This is a genomic window from Sphingomonas sp. SDUR79, assembly GCF_056821745.1.
This window is the reverse complement of sequence record NZ_JBPDIN010000001.1, coordinates 1,537,564-1,554,080: the sequence shown is the minus strand read 5'-3', so window position 1 is coordinate 1,554,080 and position 16,517 is coordinate 1,537,564. Positions and strand designations below refer to the sequence as shown.

Genomic DNA, 16,517 nt, shown 5'->3' with positions numbered 1-16,517 from the left:
CCAATGGGATCGTAGCACGCTTCCGGGGGTGGCCCTAACTTATTCGGGCGCGAGGGCGGCGCGCACCTGATCGGTCAGCCATGCCTTGTCCTGTGGCCGCGCGAAGCTGTGGCTGTCGGTGGGGCAGGTGGTGAGGGTGTGGCGGGTGCGGGCGGGGGCGAACGCCGCGCTCTTCCATTGGTCGGCGAAGGCGAGGGCGGTGTTGTCGCGTTCGGCGAGGAGGATCGTGACCGGGATTTGCGTCGTCGCGAGCGACGATGCGAGGCGGGCGGGGAGGCGGGTCGGGGGTTGAGACTGTTTCACCGATGCCTTGGCCAAGCCACTGATTAATTTACGTATATTGACGCCGCCCGTGACCAGACGGATGAGTTCGCGGGGGTTCTTCAGCTTTTCGACATAGCGTGAGCGGATCGCGGCGGCGGGGGGGAGGTCGTTGCCGTCGGCGCTGGGCTCGATCGTCCAGGGGTTGGTGAGGATCAGGGCGTCGATCGGTGCCTGTGCGTGGAACAGGATAAGGGCGCTGGCGGCGTCGCAATTGCCGAAAGCGATGATTCGGGTGAGGTGCGGGGCTTTGCGGAGGAAGGCGGTTGCAGCTTCGGAAATGTCCTGCGCTGTGGATTCGAAGCCATTGTTTTCACCCGATGAATCGCCGATCCCGCGGCGGTCGTAGCGGAAGACCGGATGGCCCGCTGCGGCGACGGTTGCGGCGAGTTCGGCCATGCCGCGATGCGCGCCGATGCGGATTTCATTGCCGCCCGAGACGATGAGGAGGCCGGTAGCGCCGGGCGCTTCGTCGAGCGTGGCGGCGAGGGTTTCGCCGGCGCAGGGGAAGCTGATCAGTCGGCGCATGTCGCGATCCATTGGGCAATGTCGTCGGCGACGGCCTGGGCGAAGGTGGGGTCGTTGTCGGGTTCGGCGCGGCGCCAGAGCGGGCTGCCGGGGAGCTTGGCGTCGGCGGGCTTGGCTTCGGTGGCGAGGCGGACGGTGCGGGTCTGATCGGGTGACGGCGTGGCGTCGCTGAGCTGGGCGAGCAGGGCCGGGCTGATCAGATTGCCGGCGAGCTCGACCGGAGCGGTGGCGGTGTCGAGGCTGGCGGGATCGAACGGCTCACCGGACTCGCGCGCGGATGCCTGGCGCGCGCGGATGAGTTCGCGGCGCAGCTCTGCCCCGGTCGTGGGGGAGAGGTGGTAGCGGGCGGTGACGGCTGCGTCGGCGTCGAGCAGGGCGCCGCTGCGGATGGCGAGGGTGAAGATGGGCGGGGCGAGGCTGGCGACGGCGGCGGCGAAGGCCGTGCGCAATTTGGCGAGATCGGTTTCGTGGGTCGGCAGGAGGCTCTCGCCTTGCCCTGGCAGGTCGGGGAGTGCGCCCGCGATGCCGCGCTCCGCCAGCGCGCGCAGGATCGTTACCGCGAAGGCGCGGGTGCGGTTGGCTTCTTCGAACAGGGGGAGCGCAACAACCACTACGGGACCGGTGTCGGGGCCGAAGCGGAGCATCGCTTCGCGGCCCTCGGCCCAGTCATAGGCGTCTGCGCGGATCAGGTCAGCGCCTTGGACGCGGCGAACTGCACCAGCGCGCCGAAGGTTTCGAGCATGTCGCCGTCCACCTCATCATCGTCGATGATGATGCCGAGGCGATCCTCGATCTCGGTCAGCACGCCGGCGACCGCCATCGAATCGAGTTCGGGGAGCGCGCCGAACAGCGGCGTCGCCTCGTCGAAGGTCGCGGCGCGGGCGGCGTCGATGCCCAGCACGTCGCGCAGCACGCCGCGCACGGTTTCTTCGACTTCATTATATCCGTCAGGCTGCACGGCCCAAAATCCCCGGTTGTTTTGCGCCCGTTACGCGCTGGACGCGGCGATGCCAAGTGCTGCACCCGCTAAGCGATAATAGACACTGGATCGTTAACCGATGCGGGATATGCAGGCGCGATGGTGGAACTCGACCCGACCCCGTACCCGATCGATGCGCTGACGACGCGCGGTGTGCCCGATGCAGTCGCGCTGGAGGATCGCGCGGGGACGCTGACCTATGCTGAGCTTGAGGCTGCGGTCGCTGCGCTGGCGCAGTGGCTGCGCGCGCAGGGGCTGGAGCCGGGCGACCGGGTTGCGACCTGGTTGCCCAAGACGCGGCATGCGTGCGTGATGCCGCTGTCGGCGGCGCGGGCGGGACTGGTGCATGTGCCGGTCAATCCTGTGCTGAAGCGGGCGCAGGTGGCGCATATTCTGGCCGATAGCGGGGCGCGGTTGTTGCTGACGCAAGGGTCGCGGGCGGGGACGCTGGAGGATGGCGATGTGCCCGCCGGGAGCCGCGTCGTGTTCGATGGCGATGCGCCGCTGGCGGGCGAAGGGCTGGTGTTTTCGGAGCGCAATCCCGGCGATCTGGTGGCGATCCTGTATACATCGGGATCGACTGGGCGGCCCAAGGGGGTGATGCTCAGCCATGCCAATTTGTGGCTCGGCGCGATCAGCGTCGCGCATTATCTCAAGGTGGCGGCGGACGACCGCGTGCTGGGCGTGCTGCCGCTGAGCTTCGATTATGGGCAGAACCAGCTGCTGTCGACCTGGGCCGCTGGGGGGCGGGTGATCCCGCTGGATTATTTGACCGCGCGCGATGTGATCAAGGCGGTGGACCGGCATGACGCCACCACGATTGCCGGGGTGCCGCCACTGTGGACGCAGCTGCTGGAAGCGGAATGGCCGGTCGAGGTCGCGGGCAAGCTGAAGCGGCTGACCAATTCGGGCGGCGCGCTGACGGTCGGCATGGTGCGGGAGTTGCGGGCGCGGTTTGCGGCGGCGGACCTGTATCCGATGTACGGGCTGACCGAGGCGTTTCGGTCGACTTATCTCGATCCGGCGCTGGTCGACGCGCACCCGGAATCGATGGGGCGGGCGATTCCGTTCGCCGAGATCATGGTGGTGCGGCCCGATGGGACGCGCGCCGATCCGGGCGAGGCGGGCGAGCTGGTGCATGCCGGGCCGCTGGTCGCGCAAGGCTATTGGCAGGATGCGGAGCGGACCGCGCTGCGGTTCAAGCCGGCACCGGCCGAGTCCAGCTATGGCGGGATGGCGGTGTTTTCGGGGGATACGGTGGTCGAGGGCGCGGACGGGCTCTTGCGCTTTGTCGGGCGCGATGACGAGATGATCAAGTCGTCGGGCAACCGGATCAGCCCGACCGAGGTTGAGGAAGCGGTGCTTGCCGCTGGCGAGGCGCGCGAAGCTGTCGCGCTGGGCGTGCCGGATGCGCGACTTGGGCAGGCGGTGGTGGTGATCGCGGTGGCGCGGGGCGAGGCCGAGGCGGCGGAGGCGGCGTTGCGCGAGCGGTTGCGGCGCGAGCTGCCCGCGTTCATGCAGCCTGCGCGCTATGTCTGGCGTGACGATTTGCCGCGCAATGCGAACGGGAAGCTCGACCGGTCGGGCCTGAAGGCGGAGTTGACGGCATGAAGCCGATGGGGCCGATCCCGCCCTATTTTGCGGGGCAGCGTGGGGACTTGCGGATCGCCGGACGCGCGGCGCGCGACTGGGTGGCGCAGGCGGGGACTCCGCTGTTCGTCTATGACACGGGAATCGTGCGCGAGCGGTTGGGGCAGTTGCGCGCGGCGCTGCCGAATGCGGTCGAGATCCATTTTGCGATCAAGGCCAACCCCTTAGCCGAGTTTCTCGCCGTGGTTTCTCCGCTGGTCGGCGGGCTTGACGTGGCGTCCGGGGGGGAGCTGGCCGAGGCGCTGGCGGTCAAGGATGCGGCGCACATCAGCTTTGCCGGGCCGGGCAAGCGCGATGTCGAGCTGGAGGCGGCGATTGTCGCCGGGGCGACCCTGAACCTTGAATCCGAGGGCGAGGCCGACCGGGCGCTCGCGATTGGCGAGCGGCTGGGGGTGACGCCAAAGCTGGCGGTGCGGGTCAATCCGTCGTTCGAGCTCAAGGGCTCGGGCATGAAGATGGGCGGGCGGCCTTCGCCGTTCGGGATCGATGCGGTGCGGGTGCCCGATCTGGTCAAGCGGCTGATCGCGGCGGGCGCGGACTGGCGCGGGTTTCATATCTTTGCCGGGTCGCAGGCGCTGGACAGCGAAGCGATCTGCGAGACGCAGGCGGCGACCGTCGGGCTGGCGCGCGAGCTGGCCGAGGCGGTGGGGACGCGGGCGCCGTTGGTGAATATCGGCGGTGGCCTGGGCGTGCCCTATTTCGCGGGCGATACGCCGGTAGACATCGGGCTGGTTGGCGCGCGGCTTAGCGAAGTTCTCGAGCCGGATCAGGGCTATGCGATCGAACTGGGACGGTGGATCGCGGCGGAGTGCGGCGTTTATCTGACGCGGATTGTCGACCGGAAGGTGAGCGGGGACGAAACCTTCCTGATCTGTGACGGTGGGTTGAACCATCAACTCGCGGCATCGGGCAATTTCGGCACGGTGGTGCGGCGCAATTATCCGATCGCGATTGCGGATCGAATGGGGGCCGAGGCGGCGGACACGGTTTCGGTCGTCGGGCCGCTATGCACGCCGCTGGACCGGCTGGGTGACAAGGTTGCGCTGCCGGAGGCGCAGGTCGGCGATGTGGTCGCGGTTTTTCTTGCCGGAGCCTATGGGGCGAGTGCCAGCCCGGCGGGCTTTCTGGGCCATGGTCCGGCGGCCGAAATCGTCGCTTGACCTGACGTCACGCCGCCAACAGGCCCTGGTGCATTCACACGCACATCATTTTCTGATGGAAATGATCACGCGCTATTTGAATATTTGCTTAAATTCCCTAGGGGGCGGCCATGTTGACAGCATTTGCATCCAAACTTCTCGGTCGCCAGCTATCGTGGCGGATTGGCCGGAGCCTGTACCTCAGCGCGCGTGGCGAGGCATCCAACGGGATTAGCGAAAACGGCGAAGCGCAATTGATCCGGTCGGCCATCAGCGCATGGCGCGCGCGTTCCGAACCGGGCGCGTTTGTGGCTTTTGATATCGGCGGACACCTTGGCGAATGGTCGTCGACGTTCATCAGGGAAATCGGCGAATCGCCGTACCGCCTGGAGGTGTTCGAGCCGGCACCGACCGCCGCCAACCATCTTGCCCAGGTCGTCGGCAGTGTGCCGAACGTGACGATCAACCGTTGCGCCGTTTCCAGTGAGGACGGCGAAACGACCATGCATCTTGTCGCGCCAACGGCGGGAACGAACAGCCTCGACGCGCGGCCGACCAGCGCGACGGAAGCGGTCCAGGTGAAGCTGGTGACGCTGGAAGGCTTTATGCAGCGTGGCGGAATCGATACCGTTCACCTGGTCAAGATGGATACCGAGGGTCACGATATTCAGATATTGCGGTCCAACATCGAATTTCTGAAATCGGGCAAGATCGAGCTACTTCAGTTCGAGTATAATCACCGCTGGCTCCAGAACCAGGGTAGCCTGTTTGAAGTGTTCCAGTTAATCAAGGACATTCCGTATAAATTGGGGCGGGTGGTTTCCGGCGGAGTTGATCTGTTCGACCACTGGAACCCTGAAATTGATCGCTTTTTCGAGGCAAATTATGTCCTCGTGCGCAACGATCGCGTCGATGCGATTGGCGCGCGGTCGCTCACCTGGAACGTGAGTAACGTCTCCATCTCCCGAAACTGAGCTGATATCAGGGGGCGACGATGCGCCGGTTGGCACTCCAGAGCGCGTCGGGCGATTTGGAGGCACCCAACCGCCGCCGAGACCGCCGCCAGACGCCGCAGTGCCAAAGGCGCTGCGAAGGTTGACGTCACGCCGCCAGCGGCCGCGTTCCTAACGCAATCTTTACCTCCCGCCGCCATAGCAAAGCGGTTGTTCGTGCACGTCGTCCCGGGACGCCGGGACTGCGCGAGCGTCAGGAGGTTTGAGAGTGATGCGTTTGGGACATGCCGGCAAGAAGTTGGCGCTTCCGCTGATGATGGCGGTGGCGCTTTCGGGCTGTATGGGCGGCGGAAATCGCCCGGAGCTGCCGCCGACCACCTTCGTCGCGAGCCGTGAGGGGCCGGGCGAGGAATATGTCATCGGCCCGCTCGACACGCTGCAGATCTTTGTCTGGCGCAACCAGGAATTGTCGGCGGAGGTGCAGGTTCGCCCCGACGGACGCATTACCACGCCGCTGGTGAGCGACATGCCGGCGGTGGGCAAGACGCCCGCGATGCTGGCCGATGACCTTAAATACGCGCTGGGCGAGTATATCAAGGACCCGATCGTGTCAGTCGTGGTCAAGAGCTTCTCGGGCACGTTCAGCCAGCAGGTGCGCATCGTCGGTGCCACCGAAAAGCCGGCGTCCTTGCCCTATCGCGCCAACATGACGCTGCTCGACGCGATGATCGCGGTGGGTGGGCTGAGCGAATTTGCGGCGGGCAATCGCGCGCGGCTGGTCCGGTACGACAAGGCGACGGGCAAGCAGCGCGAATATAAGGTGCGCCTGTCCGACCTGCTGAAGAATGGCGACACCAGCGCGAACGTCCGGCTGGAGCCGGGCGACGTAATCATCATTCCCGAAAGCATGTTCTAACCAGACGGAGACCGCCCGGTGGGGGGATTGTGGGACGAGATCAGGACGGCACTTCACGGCGTGTGGCAACGCCGCTGGATCGCCATGGCCGTCGCCTGGGCGGTGTGCCTGGCGGGATGGCTGGTGGTGTCGCAGATCCCCAACCAATATGAGAGCCGTGCGCGCATCTTCGTGCAGCTGCGGTCGATCCTGCCCGGTGAGGGCATTGCGACGCAGCAGGAGCAGCAGAAGGACATCGATCGCGTCCGGACCACGCTGGCCAGCGCGACCAATCTGGAAAAGGTGGTGCGCGGCACCGACCTGGCCAACACGGTCGCGACCGACCGCGATGTCGCGGACCGGGTTGCGGGGCTGCAGAAGAAGATCAAGATCACCGCGCAGCAGGACAATCTGTTCGAGATCACCGCCACGGCGGACAGCGGCAAATTGTCGCGCACCATCGTCCAGAAGCTGATCGACATTTTCGTCGAGGATAATCTCGGCACGATCCGCGACGAGGCGAGCCAGTCGCTCCAGTTCCTCGACCAGCAGCTCGCCCAGCGGCAAAAGGCGCTGCAGGAGGCCGAGGCGAAGAAGGCCGATTTCCAGAACCGCTATCTCGGTTCGTTGCCCGGCACCGGCACGCTCGCCGAGCGCCTCTCGGCGGCGCGAGCGCAGCTGGCGCAGGTCAATCAGGAGCTGGCAGCGGCGCAGAGCGGCCTTGCTGCGGTCAACGGCCAGATGGCGGGCACGTCCGCGACGGTCGCAGGAGCGGGCGGCGGTGGCGCGGTGGCCGGGCCGGCACGGGCGCGGCTGGCAGCGATCCAGGGGCAGCTCACCGAGGCGCGCGCGCGCGGCTGGACCGACAGCCACCCCGATGTCATCGCGCTCAAGAGCCAGTTGTCGGCGGCTCAGAGCGCGGCGAAGCGCGAGCCGGTCTATTCGGGCGGCGGCGGCGGCGCGAGCGCCAACCCGCTCTACCTCAGCCTCAAGGCGATGCAGGCCGACAAGTCGGCGCAGGTCGCCGCGCTGACCAACCGCAAGGCGCAGATCGAGGCCGACATGGCCGCGATCGACGACAAGATCGCGGGCGATCCCGCGGCCGCGCAGGAACAGGCCGAGATCGACCGCAATTATCAGGTGATGAAGGCCGCGTACGACAAGCTGCTCGCCGATCGCGAGCAGGTGAAGCTGCGCAGCCAGGCTGCAGGCCAGGCCGATGCGGTCAAGTTCAACGTGATCGATCCGCCGACCGCGCCGCGTTCTCCGACCGCGCCCAACCGGCCGCTGTTGCTGACCGGCGTGCTGATCGTCGGACTGGGCGCAGGCGTCGCTGTGGCGTTCGGCCTGAGCCAGCTCGCGGGGACGTTCCCGACGACGGCGCGGCTGGAAAAGATGAGCGGGATGCCGGTGATCGGATCGATCGGCGAAGTCGTTACGAGCGCGCAGACCGCGCTGCGTCGCAAGCGGCTGCAGATGTTTGCTGCGGCGACCGCCGGATTGGTCGTGGCATGGGTGGCGTTGCTGGGGCTGGAAATGCTTCAGCGCGGCATGAGCGCGTGAGGGGCAGGCCATGAACGACCAGACCCCAAAACGCCTTGGCGGATCGCTAGTCGAGCGGGCGGCGGCGCATCAGGCGTTCGTCCAGCGCCAGGCTGCGCAGCAACATGCTCCGGCGCAGCAAGCGGCTGCGGCCCCGGTGGCCCCGCCCGTGCCGAAGCCGCGCCATGACATTCCGGTATTCGGCGCGGTGGAAGCGCCGCGTGCGCCGCTGGTACGTCCGGAGCCGGTCGCCGCAGCGCAACCTGTCCAGGAACCGAGCACGCGTCGGCGCGTGGCGATCGATCGCAAGAAGCTGGCCGAGCACGGCATGCTGGTGCCCGGTGCGACGGTGACCGCGCTGGCCGAGGAATTCCGGCTGGTGAAGCGCCAGTTGCTGACCACCGCGCGACAGATCCGTGCGGGCGGCGGAGACGGCGCGGACGACCGGTCGCGGATGATCCTGGTCTGCTCGGCCAAGCCGAATGACGGCAAGACGTTCTGCGCGATCAACCTCGCGCTGTCGCTGGCGGCGGAAAAGGATGTCGAAATCCTGCTGGTCGATGCCGATTTCGCCAAGCCCGATGTGCTGGCGCGGCTGGGTGCGCCGGACGGCCCGGGGCTGCTCGATGCGCTGTCGGGTGGCGTGAAGAATGTCGAGGACTGCATCATCGACACCGATGTCCCGCAGCTGTCGGTCCTGCCCGCCGGAACGCGCAGCGTGGCCGACACCGAATTGCTGGCCAGCGCGCGGGCACATGCCATCCTCGACGGGCTGGCAGCAGCCAATCCGCGCCGTATCGTGATCTTCGATTCGCCCCCGATCCTCGCCGCATCGCCCGCCAGCGCGCTTGCCAGCCATGTCGGGCAGGTGATGCTGGTGGTCCGCGCCGACCGCACGCGCGAGAGCGAGCTGCGCGATGCGGTCGGGCTGCTCGACGGGTGCGACCATATCCAGTTGTTGCTCAACAGCGTTTCCATCCAACCGGGCGGGCGCCGCTTTGGCAGCTATGGCGCCTATTATGGGGAACCCGACCAATGAGGCTGTTTGCCGCGGCATGTGCCGCCACCGCCCTGATCGCGGCTCCGGCCGTTGCGAAGGACAAGAGCAAGTCGATCACTCCCTATGTCGATGCGGGGCAGGTGCTGGTCGCCGACCTGTCGGGCGGGGGCGAGGTGCTGACCTATTCCACCATCGGTGCCGGGGTCGATGCGTCGATCCAGACGCGCCGGGTCGAGGTGCAGCTGTCGTATAAATATGAGCGCCGCTTCGACTATCAGAAGCCAGTCGCCGATCAGGACACGCATAGCGGCCTGGCGCGCGCAGCGGTGAAGGTCGCGCCCGGCTTCACGGTCGAGGGCGGGGCGCTGGCGACGCGCGCGCGCAGCGATATTCGCGGCGATGCGCCGACCAATCTGGCAGGCAATGTCCGCAACGTGAGCCAGGTCTATTCCGTCTATGGCGGGCCGACCTTCCACACCGGCAATGGTCCGGCGAGCGTCAGTGCCGCCTATCGCTTTGGCTATACCAAGGTCGAGGCGCCGACGATCTCGTCGATCGACCCGACCGCGCCGGCGGTGGACGTGTTCGACAGTTCGACCAATCACCTGGCGCAGGTGCGCGCGGGGGTGAAGGCGGGGACATTCCTGCCAGTGGGCCTGAGCGTGGCGGGCGCGTGGCAGCGCGAGGAGATGAGCCAGCTCGACCAGAAGTTCGACGGCAAATATGGCCGCGCGGACGCGGTGCTGCCGATCGGTCGCGGCCTCGCGGTCGTCGGTGGCGTGGGCTATGAAAAGATCGAGATCACGCAGAAGGACGCGCTGCGCGACGGGACCGGCGCGATCGTGCGCGACGGGGCGGGGCGGTTCGTGACCGATCCGGCATCGCCACCGCGGATCGCGTACGAAATCGAGGGTATCTTCTGGGACGCGGGGGTGCTGTACAAGCCCAATGCGCGGCTGATGCTGGAGGCGCGGGCAGGGCGTCGGTACGATTCGATGAGCTATACCGGGTCGCTGCAGTGGCAGATCTCGCGGCGTTCGGGATTGCAGGTCGGGGTGTATGATTCGGTGCAGAGCTTTGGCCGCCAGCTGGCCAGCGATCTGGCCGCGCTGCCGACCAGCTTCAATGTGCCGACCGATTCATTCGGCGATCAGTTCGATGGGTGCATCTTCGGCGACAGCGGCACGGCGGCGGGCGGGTGCCTGACCAACGCGCTGGGATCGGTCGCCAGCGCCAATTACCGTGCACGCGGGATCACCGGCGTGCTGGCGATGAATTCGGGCCGCACCACGCTGGGGCTGGGGGCAGGCTATGCCAACCGCCGCTATCTGGTCCCGGCAGGCAGCTCGGTCCTGGCCGGGAGCAGCGACGACACCTATTATGCGCAGCTGTTCGCATCCCGCGCGCTGAGTGGCCGGTCCGGGGTGAACGGCAATGTGTTCGTCAACTATTTCCAGAGCGGTATCGCCGGAGCGCCGGGCGTGTTCGGCGGCGGCGCGGCGGGGTCTTATTATCATAGCTTCGGCCCGTTGAGTGCGGTCGCCTCGCTCGGCATCTCCAGCTTCGAGGTCGATGGCGAGGGCAGCAACACCCAGGCACAGGCGCAGCTCGGCCTTCGCTACGGTTTCTGAAGGTTTTTGGTCCAGGGATGGCAGTATGTATCACGACCATTACGGACTGAGCGGGCGACCGTTCCAGCTGACGCCGGATCCGGCGTTCTGGTTCGATACCGCCACGCATAAAAAGGCGATGGCCTATCTTGGCTATGGCCTGAGCCAGGGCGAGGGGTTCATTGTCATCACCGGCGCACCCGGTGCGGGCAAGACGACGCTGGTCGGTCACCTGATGGAGACGATCGACCCCGAGCGGCTGCACGTCATCAAGATCGTGACGACTCAGGTCGAAGCCGAGGACCTGTTGCTGCTGGTCGCGGCGGGGCTCAACATCGATGGCGCGCACCTCGCCAAGGCGCAGCTGCTCGCGGCGATCGAAAAGCAGCTGCACGCGGTCGCGCGGCAGGGGCGGCGGACGTTGCTGATCGCCGACGAGGCGCAGGCATTGCCGCTGGAGAGCCTGGAAGAGCTGCGCATGCTCTCCAACTTCCAGGCGGGCGGCTATCCGCTGCTGCAGATCTTCCTGCTCGGCCAGCCCGAGTTTCGTGCGCGGCTGTCCGATCCGCGGCTCGACCAGCTGCGCCAGCGGGTGATCGCGATGCACGCGCTCGACCCGATGGGCGCGGATGAGCTGGAACCCTATCTGATCCACCGGCTGTCCTGTGTCGGGTGGCGGGGCAAGCCGCGCTTCACCAATGATGCGGTGGCGGCGATGTATCGCTGGTCGGGCGGGATTCCGCGCAAGGTGAACCTGCTCGCCGGCCGCGTATTGCTGCTCGGCGCGATCGAGGAGATTACGAGCTTTACCGGCGCGGATGTCGAGGCGGTGATTGCCGATCTGGAAGGCGATCTGTCGGGAGCGATGCCGCCGTCCGCGCCTGTGCGTCCGGCTGCCGCTCCGGTTCCGGCACCGCCCGAGGCTGCACAGGCTGCGCGTGAGGCGTTGCGGCGTGAGGTTTCCGCTCCTGCTGCGCCGGCAGCGGCTCCCGTCCCCGCGCCGGTGGTGGATGCCGATCTGGCGGCGCGATTCGCGCGGCTGGAGGCGCGGATCGAGGAACAGGATGCGGCGCTGCGCCGCGTGCTGACGCTGATGGTCGACTTCATCGAGGTCGAGGATGCCCGGCCGACGCGGCGGGGAGCCGCTGCCTGACGATGGTCGCCAACGCCCTTTCGGTCGATGTCGAGGACTGGTTCCAGGTCGGCGCCTTTGAGACGGTGATCGCGCGCGACGATTGGGCGGCGCTGGAGCACCGCGTCGAGGCGAATACCGACAAGGTGCTGGCGCTGTTCGGCGAGGGCGGAGTCAAGGCGACGTTCTTCACGCTGGGCTGGGTGGCCGAGCGCTATCCCGCGCTGATGCGGCGGATTGCCGAGGCGGGGCATGAGGTGGCCAGCCATGGCTGGGACCATCAGCGCGTCTTCACCATGGGGCCGGAACAGTTTCGCGCCGATATCGGTCGCGCGCGTGCTGTGCTGGAGGATGCGACCGGGCAGAAGGTGAGCGGGTATCGCGCGCCGAGCTTTTCGATCGATGTCCGCACGCCCTGGGCGCATCAGGTGTTGGCGGAGGAGGGCTATGCCTATTCGTCCAGCGTCGCGCCGATCGGGCATGATCATTATGGCTGGGCCGATGCGCCGCGCCGCGCCTATCGCCCGGTGGTGGGGAGCGACCTGATCGAGCTGCCGGTGACGACGGCGCGCTTCCTGGGGCGGGAGGTGACGACCGGGGGCGGGTTTTTCCGCCTGTTACCGGGCAGCGTGGTGCAGGGGGCGATCCGCGCGATGAATGCGCAGGGGCAGCCGGCGGTGTTCTATTTCCATCCGTGGGAGGTCGATCCGGGCCAGCCGCGCGTCGAGAATGCGCCGTTCAAGTCGAAGCTGCGGCATTACAGCCGGTTGGGGGCGATGGCGGGGAAACTGCGGACGCTGTTCGCGACGCATCGCTGGGATCGCACCGATCGGGTGGCGGCGGCGGAAGCGGCCTTGCTCGATCTCGTTCCGGCACTGGAGGTGGCGGCATGAACGCACCGATGCAGCTGCGCCCGCTGACGCTGCGCGTCGCTGACCTTGGCGATACGATCGATCGCGCGCGGATCGGCGCCTATGTTCATGAGCATGTCGATGCCACGCCGTTTCACCTGCCCGCGTGGAGCGCGGCGGTGGCTAAGGGGTGCGGGCAGCGCAGCCATTACCTTGTCGCCGAGCGTGGCGAGCGCGGCATCGTCGGAGTCATGCCGCTGACCGAGCTGCATTCGCCGCTGTTCGGACGGGTGCTGGCATCCGCCGGGTTCGGTGTGGGCGGTGGCATATTGGCGGACAAGCCAGTCGTAGCCGAGGCGCTCGCGGAGGCGTGCTGGGCGCTGGCGCAGCGGCTGAGCTGCCCGAGTGTCGAGGTGCGTGGCGGGCCGCGACCCGGGCCGGAATGGAGTGAGGACGACAGCCATTATCTTGGCTTTGCCCGTCCGCTGGCAGAGGATGACGGTGCCGAACTGCTCGCTATCCCGCGCAAGCAGCGGGCCGAGATACGCAAGGCGCTGGACACCGACCTGAACGTGTCCGTCGGGCGCGACCCGGCCAATGTCGCGACGCACTATGCCGTTTATGCAGAATCGGTGCGCAATCTGGGTACTCCGGTGTTTCCGCGTGCACTGTTCACGGAAGTGTTGCAGGAATTCGGTAGCGCAGCCGATGTACTGGTTGTGCGGCGTGAGGATAGGCCGGTGTCCGCTGTGTTGAGTCTCTATTGGCGGCGAACGGTGTTTCCCTATTGGGGCGGCGGCACGGCGGAGGCGCGCCGGTTGCGCGCCAATGACCGCATGTATTTCGAGCTGATGCGTCATGCGCGCGAGCGGGGCTGCACCCGCTTCGATTTCGGCCGGTCGAAGGTCGGCACTGGGGCGGCGGCGTTCAAGAAAAACTGGGGCTTCGAGCCACAGCCGCTGACCTATTATGACCGGGTTGCCGAGGGCGCGGCGATCCGTGACGCCAATCCGCTGAACCCCAAATACCGGCTGCAGGTCGCCGTCTGGAGCAAGCTGCCGCTTGCCATCGCCAACCGCGTGGGCCCGTGGATTTCGCGGGGGCTCGGCTGATGGGTGACATCCTGTTCCTGGCGCATCGCGTGCCGTTTCCGCCCGATCGCGGCGACAAGATCCGCGCGTTCAACATCATCCGCTACCTGAGCGAGCGCAAGCGGGTGCACCTGATCGCGTTCGCCGACGATCCGGCTGACCTCAAGCGCAAGTCGGGCCTCGCCAAGCTGACCGGCAACCGCCAGATCGTGTGGCGCAGCAAGCCACAGGCGCTGGCGGGAGTACAGTCGTTGCTGTCGCATCGGCCAGTGTCGTTGACCGCGTTCGACAATGCCGAGGTGCATCGCGCGGTCGATGCGATGCTGGCGCGGCATGCGATCGACACGATCTACGTCTTTTCCAGCCAGATGGCGCAATATGTCCCGCTGCGCCCAAGGCAGCGTGTCGTGATGGACTTTGTCGACATGGATTCGGCCAAGTTCGCGAGTTACGGCGAGACCAGCCGGGGCTTTACCGGATGGATGATGCGGCGCGAGGCGCGGCTGCTGGCTGCGCATGAGAAGGCGATTGCTGCGCGCGCCGATGCCAGCCTGTTCGTCAGCGAAGAGGAAGCACGATTGTTCCGCCAGCGCACCGGGGCGGAGCGGGTCCATGCGGTCTGCAATGGCATCGACACGAGCATTTTCGACCCCGGCGCGCAGTTCAAGCGCATCGACACGATGGGCGAATTGATCGTGTTCACCGGCCAGATGGATTATCGCCCGAATATCGAGGGCGTGACCTGGTTCGTCGAGACGATCCTGCCGCATATCCGGCTGCGCCATCCCAATGCACGCTTTGCCATTGTCGGGCGCAAGCCGACCGACGCGGTCAAGGCGCTGACCAAGCACCCTGGCGTTACCGTGACCGGCGAGGTCGCGGATGTCCGTCCTTGGTTGCAGGCGGCATCGGTGGTGGTCGCACCGCTGAAGCTGGCACGCGGGGTCCAGAACAAGGTCTTGGAGGCGATGGCAATGGCGCGGCCGGTCGTGGCTTCGGCGGCGGCGGCGACCGGCATCGACCATGGCGGCACGATCGAGGTGGGTGGAACGGTGGGCGAGATCGCCGATGCGGTCACGCGCATTCTGGCCGACCCGAAGACCGGCGCGGAGTTCGGTGCGCTCGCGCGGCAGCGGGTGATCGACCATTATAGCTGGGATGCCCGCCTGTCGGTGCTGGACGAACTTCTGGGGCTGCGCGGCCGCAACGATCGCCGCACGGCTCGCCCGGCGGCCGCCTGAACATGGCGAGCGCGGCGGTTCCGGTCGCGGCGGGCCAGCCGCTGTTCGACACGGTGTGGCAGCGGCACGCGGCGATGGTGGCCGGAGTGTGGGCGCTGCTGCTGATCCTGTTCCGCGGCGATGTCGGCGATCTGGCCGCCATCTACTGGACCAACACCACCTTCGGCCATTGCCTGTTCGTCGCGCCGGTCGTCGGCTGGCTGGTGTGGCAACGGCGGGTGGATCTGGCCAAGGTGCCGCCTGTCGCCTGGTGGCCGGGGCTGGTCGTGGTTGCGGGCGGCGCGGGGGCGTGGATGCTGGGCGATGCTGCCGGTGTTGCGCTGTTCCGGCATCTTGGGCTGGTCGTGATGCTGCAGGGGGCGGTGATTGCGCTGCTCGGACCCAATGTGGTGCGGGCGCTGGCGTTTCCGCTGGCCTATATGATCTTCCTGGTTCCGTTTGGCGAAGGGCTGGAAAAGCCGCTGCAGGACCTGACCGTCGCGATCCTGGTGCCCTTGCTCGACCTGTTCGGCGTGCCGGCGCATGTCGATGGCGTGCTGATCACCACCCCTAATGGCTATTTCGAGGTGGCCGAGGCGTGTTCGGGCGCGAAGTTCGTGATCGCGATGATCGCGTACGGCGCGCTGGTGGCGAATGTTTGCTACACGCGTTGGACCCGGCGCGTGGCGTTTATGGCGGTCGCGCTCATCGTGCCGATGCTGGCCAATGGCGTGCGCGCGTTCGGGACGGTCTATGCCGCGTATCTGACATCGGTCGAGGCTGCGACAGGGTTCGACCATATCCTGTATGGTTGGGTGTTTTTCGGCGCGGTGATGGCGGGCGTGCTGGCGATCGGGTGGAAGTGGTTCGACCGCGATCCCGATGCGCCGTGGTTCGATCCCGCCAAGCTTCAGGCGCGCTGGCCGGGTACCGCGCAGATGCCGGCGGTGGTGGCGCTGGTTGCGCTGACGGTGGTGAGCCTGTTCATGGCCTGGGCCGGGGTGATCGCGGCGCGTGCCGATACTTTGCCCGCGAAGGTCGTCGCGCCGCAGGTGGCGGGGTGGACGCAGGGGCCGTTGAGCACCCGCGCGGTGTGGAAACCCAATTTTCCGGGCGCGGACCATTTCGTGATGACGCGCTATTCCGATGGCATGGGCGCGCAGGTCGATCTGGTGATCGCCGTCTATGCCAGCCAGCGCGAGGGCAAGGAGCTGGTCGGGTTCGGGCAGGGCGCGATCCGCGAGAATGACAGCTGGGTGCGGATCGAGGATCTGCCCGCGCTGGAGGGCGGAAGCGCGCTGCGGATGACGGCGCCCGGACCGGTCGAGCGTGAGGTCGTGACCTGGTATCGCGTTGGCGACACGGTGACGGGCAGCCCGTCGCGGGTGAAGGCGGAGACGCTGAAGGCGAAGCTGCTCGGCGGGCGGCAGCGCGCGGTGGCGGTGATGGTGTCGGCGGAGAAGTCCGACCTGCCGACGCGGGCAGCGATCAAGCGGTTTCTGGGCGCAATGCCGCCGGTGGATGTGCTGGCCGATCAGGCGGCCGGGGCGAAATAGAGGCAGTTCGTCGGGCTGGGCTTGCAACCTTTCGTCACCCCCGCGAAAGC

15 protein-coding genes are annotated in these 16,517 nt (G+C 67.1%); 12 read left to right on the top strand and 3 right to left on the bottom strand.

All coding sequences use genetic code 11. The features are described 5' to 3' along the window. Positions 1 to 39: 39 nt before the first annotated feature. From ACRYLO_RS07470 to ACRYLO_RS07460, 3 genes are read right to left on the bottom strand one after another with little or no spacing between them, the layout of a single operon-like run. On the bottom strand, positions 40 to 849 hold the full coding sequence (locus tag ACRYLO_RS07470) for a hydrolase 1, exosortase A system-associated (protein WP_482659581.1): 810 nt from the start codon (positions 847 to 849) through the stop codon (positions 40 to 42). Further along, entirely contained in the window at positions 837 to 1,493 is a 657-nt protein-coding gene (locus ACRYLO_RS07465; RefSeq protein ID WP_482659580.1) for an alpha/beta hydrolase family protein, read from the bottom strand. Before ACRYLO_RS07465 ends, ACRYLO_RS07470 begins: the two co-directional genes overlap by 13 nt. A 41-nt stretch (positions 1,494 to 1,534) precedes the next feature. Further along, positions 1,535 to 1,807, bottom strand: a complete 273-nt coding sequence (locus tag ACRYLO_RS07460) for an acyl carrier protein (RefSeq protein WP_482659579.1) — start codon at positions 1,805 to 1,807, stop codon at positions 1,535 to 1,537. A gap of 120 nt (positions 1,808 to 1,927) precedes the next feature. On the opposite strand from ACRYLO_RS07460, the gene ACRYLO_RS07455 reads away from it, so the two are divergent. The 12 genes from ACRYLO_RS07455 (at position 1,928) to xrtA (ending at position 16,467) form a co-directional block, all read left to right on the top strand. Continuing rightward, complete coding sequence (locus ACRYLO_RS07455) at positions 1,928 to 3,439, top strand: AMP-binding protein (RefSeq protein ID WP_482659578.1); 1,512 nt, start codon at positions 1,928 to 1,930, stop codon at positions 3,437 to 3,439. Continuing rightward, positions 3,436 to 4,638, top strand: coding sequence for a pyridoxal-dependent decarboxylase, exosortase A system-associated (locus ACRYLO_RS07450; protein WP_482659577.1), 1,203 nt, complete (start codon positions 3,436 to 3,438; stop codon positions 4,636 to 4,638). The genes ACRYLO_RS07455 and ACRYLO_RS07450 overlap by 4 nt, the downstream gene beginning before the upstream one ends. Before the next feature lie 110 nt (positions 4,639 to 4,748). Further along, positions 4,749 to 5,591 (top strand): FkbM family methyltransferase, encoded by an 843-nt coding sequence (locus ACRYLO_RS07445; protein ID WP_482659576.1) that lies wholly within the window; start codon positions 4,749 to 4,751, stop codon positions 5,589 to 5,591. 250 nt (positions 5,592 to 5,841) lie between these two features. Beyond that, positions 5,842 to 6,486 carry an XrtA/PEP-CTERM system exopolysaccharide export protein gene (locus ACRYLO_RS07440; RefSeq protein WP_294017843.1) on the top strand — a complete coding sequence of 215 codons (645 nt, stop codon included), beginning with the start codon at positions 5,842 to 5,844 and terminating at the stop codon, positions 6,484 to 6,486. Between the two features lie 18 nt (positions 6,487 to 6,504). Further along, on the top strand, positions 6,505 to 8,028 hold the full coding sequence (locus ACRYLO_RS07435; RefSeq protein ID WP_482659575.1) for an XrtA system polysaccharide chain length determinant: 1,524 nt from the start codon (positions 6,505 to 6,507) through the stop codon (positions 8,026 to 8,028). A gap of 10 nt (positions 8,029 to 8,038) precedes the next feature. Then, positions 8,039 to 9,046, top strand: a complete 1,008-nt coding sequence (locus ACRYLO_RS07430) for an AAA family ATPase (protein WP_482659574.1) — start codon at positions 8,039 to 8,041, stop codon at positions 9,044 to 9,046. Further along, the gene (locus ACRYLO_RS07425) at positions 9,043 to 10,638 is read left to right on the top strand and encodes a TonB-dependent receptor (RefSeq protein WP_482659573.1); all 1,596 of its coding nucleotides are present in this window, start codon (positions 9,043 to 9,045) and stop codon (positions 10,636 to 10,638) included. Before ACRYLO_RS07430 ends, ACRYLO_RS07425 begins: the two co-directional genes overlap by 4 nt. Positions 10,639 to 10,663: 25 nt before the next feature. Next, a complete protein-coding gene (locus ACRYLO_RS07420; protein WP_482659572.1) occupies positions 10,664 to 11,770 on the top strand; it encodes an AAA family ATPase in 1,107 nt (368 codons plus the stop codon). A gap of 2 nt (positions 11,771 to 11,772) precedes the next feature. Continuing rightward, positions 11,773 to 12,642, top strand: a complete 870-nt coding sequence (locus ACRYLO_RS07415; RefSeq protein WP_482659571.1) for an XrtA system polysaccharide deacetylase — start codon at positions 11,773 to 11,775, stop codon at positions 12,640 to 12,642. Next, positions 12,639 to 13,712 carry a FemAB family XrtA/PEP-CTERM system-associated protein gene (locus ACRYLO_RS07410; protein WP_482659570.1) on the top strand — a complete coding sequence of 358 codons (1,074 nt, stop codon included), beginning with the start codon at positions 12,639 to 12,641 and terminating at the stop codon, positions 13,710 to 13,712. Before ACRYLO_RS07415 ends, ACRYLO_RS07410 begins: the two co-directional genes overlap by 4 nt. Continuing rightward, positions 13,712 to 14,932: a TIGR03087 family PEP-CTERM/XrtA system glycosyltransferase gene (locus ACRYLO_RS07405; RefSeq protein WP_482659569.1), complete on the top strand. Its 1,221-nt coding sequence runs from the start codon at positions 13,712 to 13,714 to the stop codon at positions 14,930 to 14,932. Before ACRYLO_RS07410 ends, ACRYLO_RS07405 begins: the two co-directional genes overlap by 1 nt. A gap of 2 nt (positions 14,933 to 14,934) precedes the next feature. Further along, positions 14,935 to 16,467 carry an exosortase A gene (gene xrtA / locus ACRYLO_RS07400; protein WP_482659568.1) on the top strand — a complete coding sequence of 511 codons (1,533 nt, stop codon included), beginning with the start codon at positions 14,935 to 14,937 and terminating at the stop codon, positions 16,465 to 16,467. The last annotated feature ends 50 nt before the right edge of the window (positions 16,468 to 16,517 follow it).

What these genes read in the sequence shown, in the direction of transcription:
- ACRYLO_RS07455 (WP_482659578.1), top strand. Translation starts at nt 1,928, where the DNA reads ATGGTGGAACTCGACCCGACCCCGTACCCGATCGATGCGCTGACGACG.
- ACRYLO_RS07425 (WP_482659573.1), top strand. Translation starts at nt 9,043, where the DNA reads ATGAGGCTGTTTGCCGCGGCATGTGCCGCCACCGCCCTGATCGCGGCT.
- xrtA (WP_482659568.1), top strand. Translation starts at nt 14,935, where the DNA reads ATGGCGAGCGCGGCGGTTCCGGTCGCGGCGGGCCAGCCGCTGTTCGAC.
- ACRYLO_RS07440 (WP_294017843.1), top strand. Translation starts at nt 5,842, where the DNA reads ATGCGTTTGGGACATGCCGGCAAGAAGTTGGCGCTTCCGCTGATGATG.
- ACRYLO_RS07445 (WP_482659576.1), top strand. Translation starts at nt 4,749, where the DNA reads ATGTTGACAGCATTTGCATCCAAACTTCTCGGTCGCCAGCTATCGTGG.
- ACRYLO_RS07420 (WP_482659572.1), top strand. Translation starts at nt 10,664, where the DNA reads ATGTATCACGACCATTACGGACTGAGCGGGCGACCGTTCCAGCTGACG.
- ACRYLO_RS07415 (WP_482659571.1), top strand. Translation starts at nt 11,773, where the DNA reads ATGGTCGCCAACGCCCTTTCGGTCGATGTCGAGGACTGGTTCCAGGTC.
- ACRYLO_RS07405 (WP_482659569.1), top strand. Translation starts at nt 13,712, where the DNA reads ATGGGTGACATCCTGTTCCTGGCGCATCGCGTGCCGTTTCCGCCCGAT.
- ACRYLO_RS07465 (WP_482659580.1), bottom strand. Translation starts at nt 1,493, where the DNA reads ATGCTCCGCTTCGGCCCCGACACCGGTCCCGTAGTGGTTGTTGCGCTC.
- ACRYLO_RS07430 (WP_482659574.1), top strand. Translation starts at nt 8,039, where the DNA reads ATGAACGACCAGACCCCAAAACGCCTTGGCGGATCGCTAGTCGAGCGG.
- ACRYLO_RS07470 (WP_482659581.1), bottom strand. Translation starts at nt 849, where the DNA reads ATGCGCCGACTGATCAGCTTCCCCTGCGCCGGCGAAACCCTCGCCGCC.
- ACRYLO_RS07450 (WP_482659577.1), top strand. Translation starts at nt 3,436, where the DNA reads ATGAAGCCGATGGGGCCGATCCCGCCCTATTTTGCGGGGCAGCGTGGG.
- ACRYLO_RS07410 (WP_482659570.1), top strand. Translation starts at nt 12,639, where the DNA reads ATGAACGCACCGATGCAGCTGCGCCCGCTGACGCTGCGCGTCGCTGAC.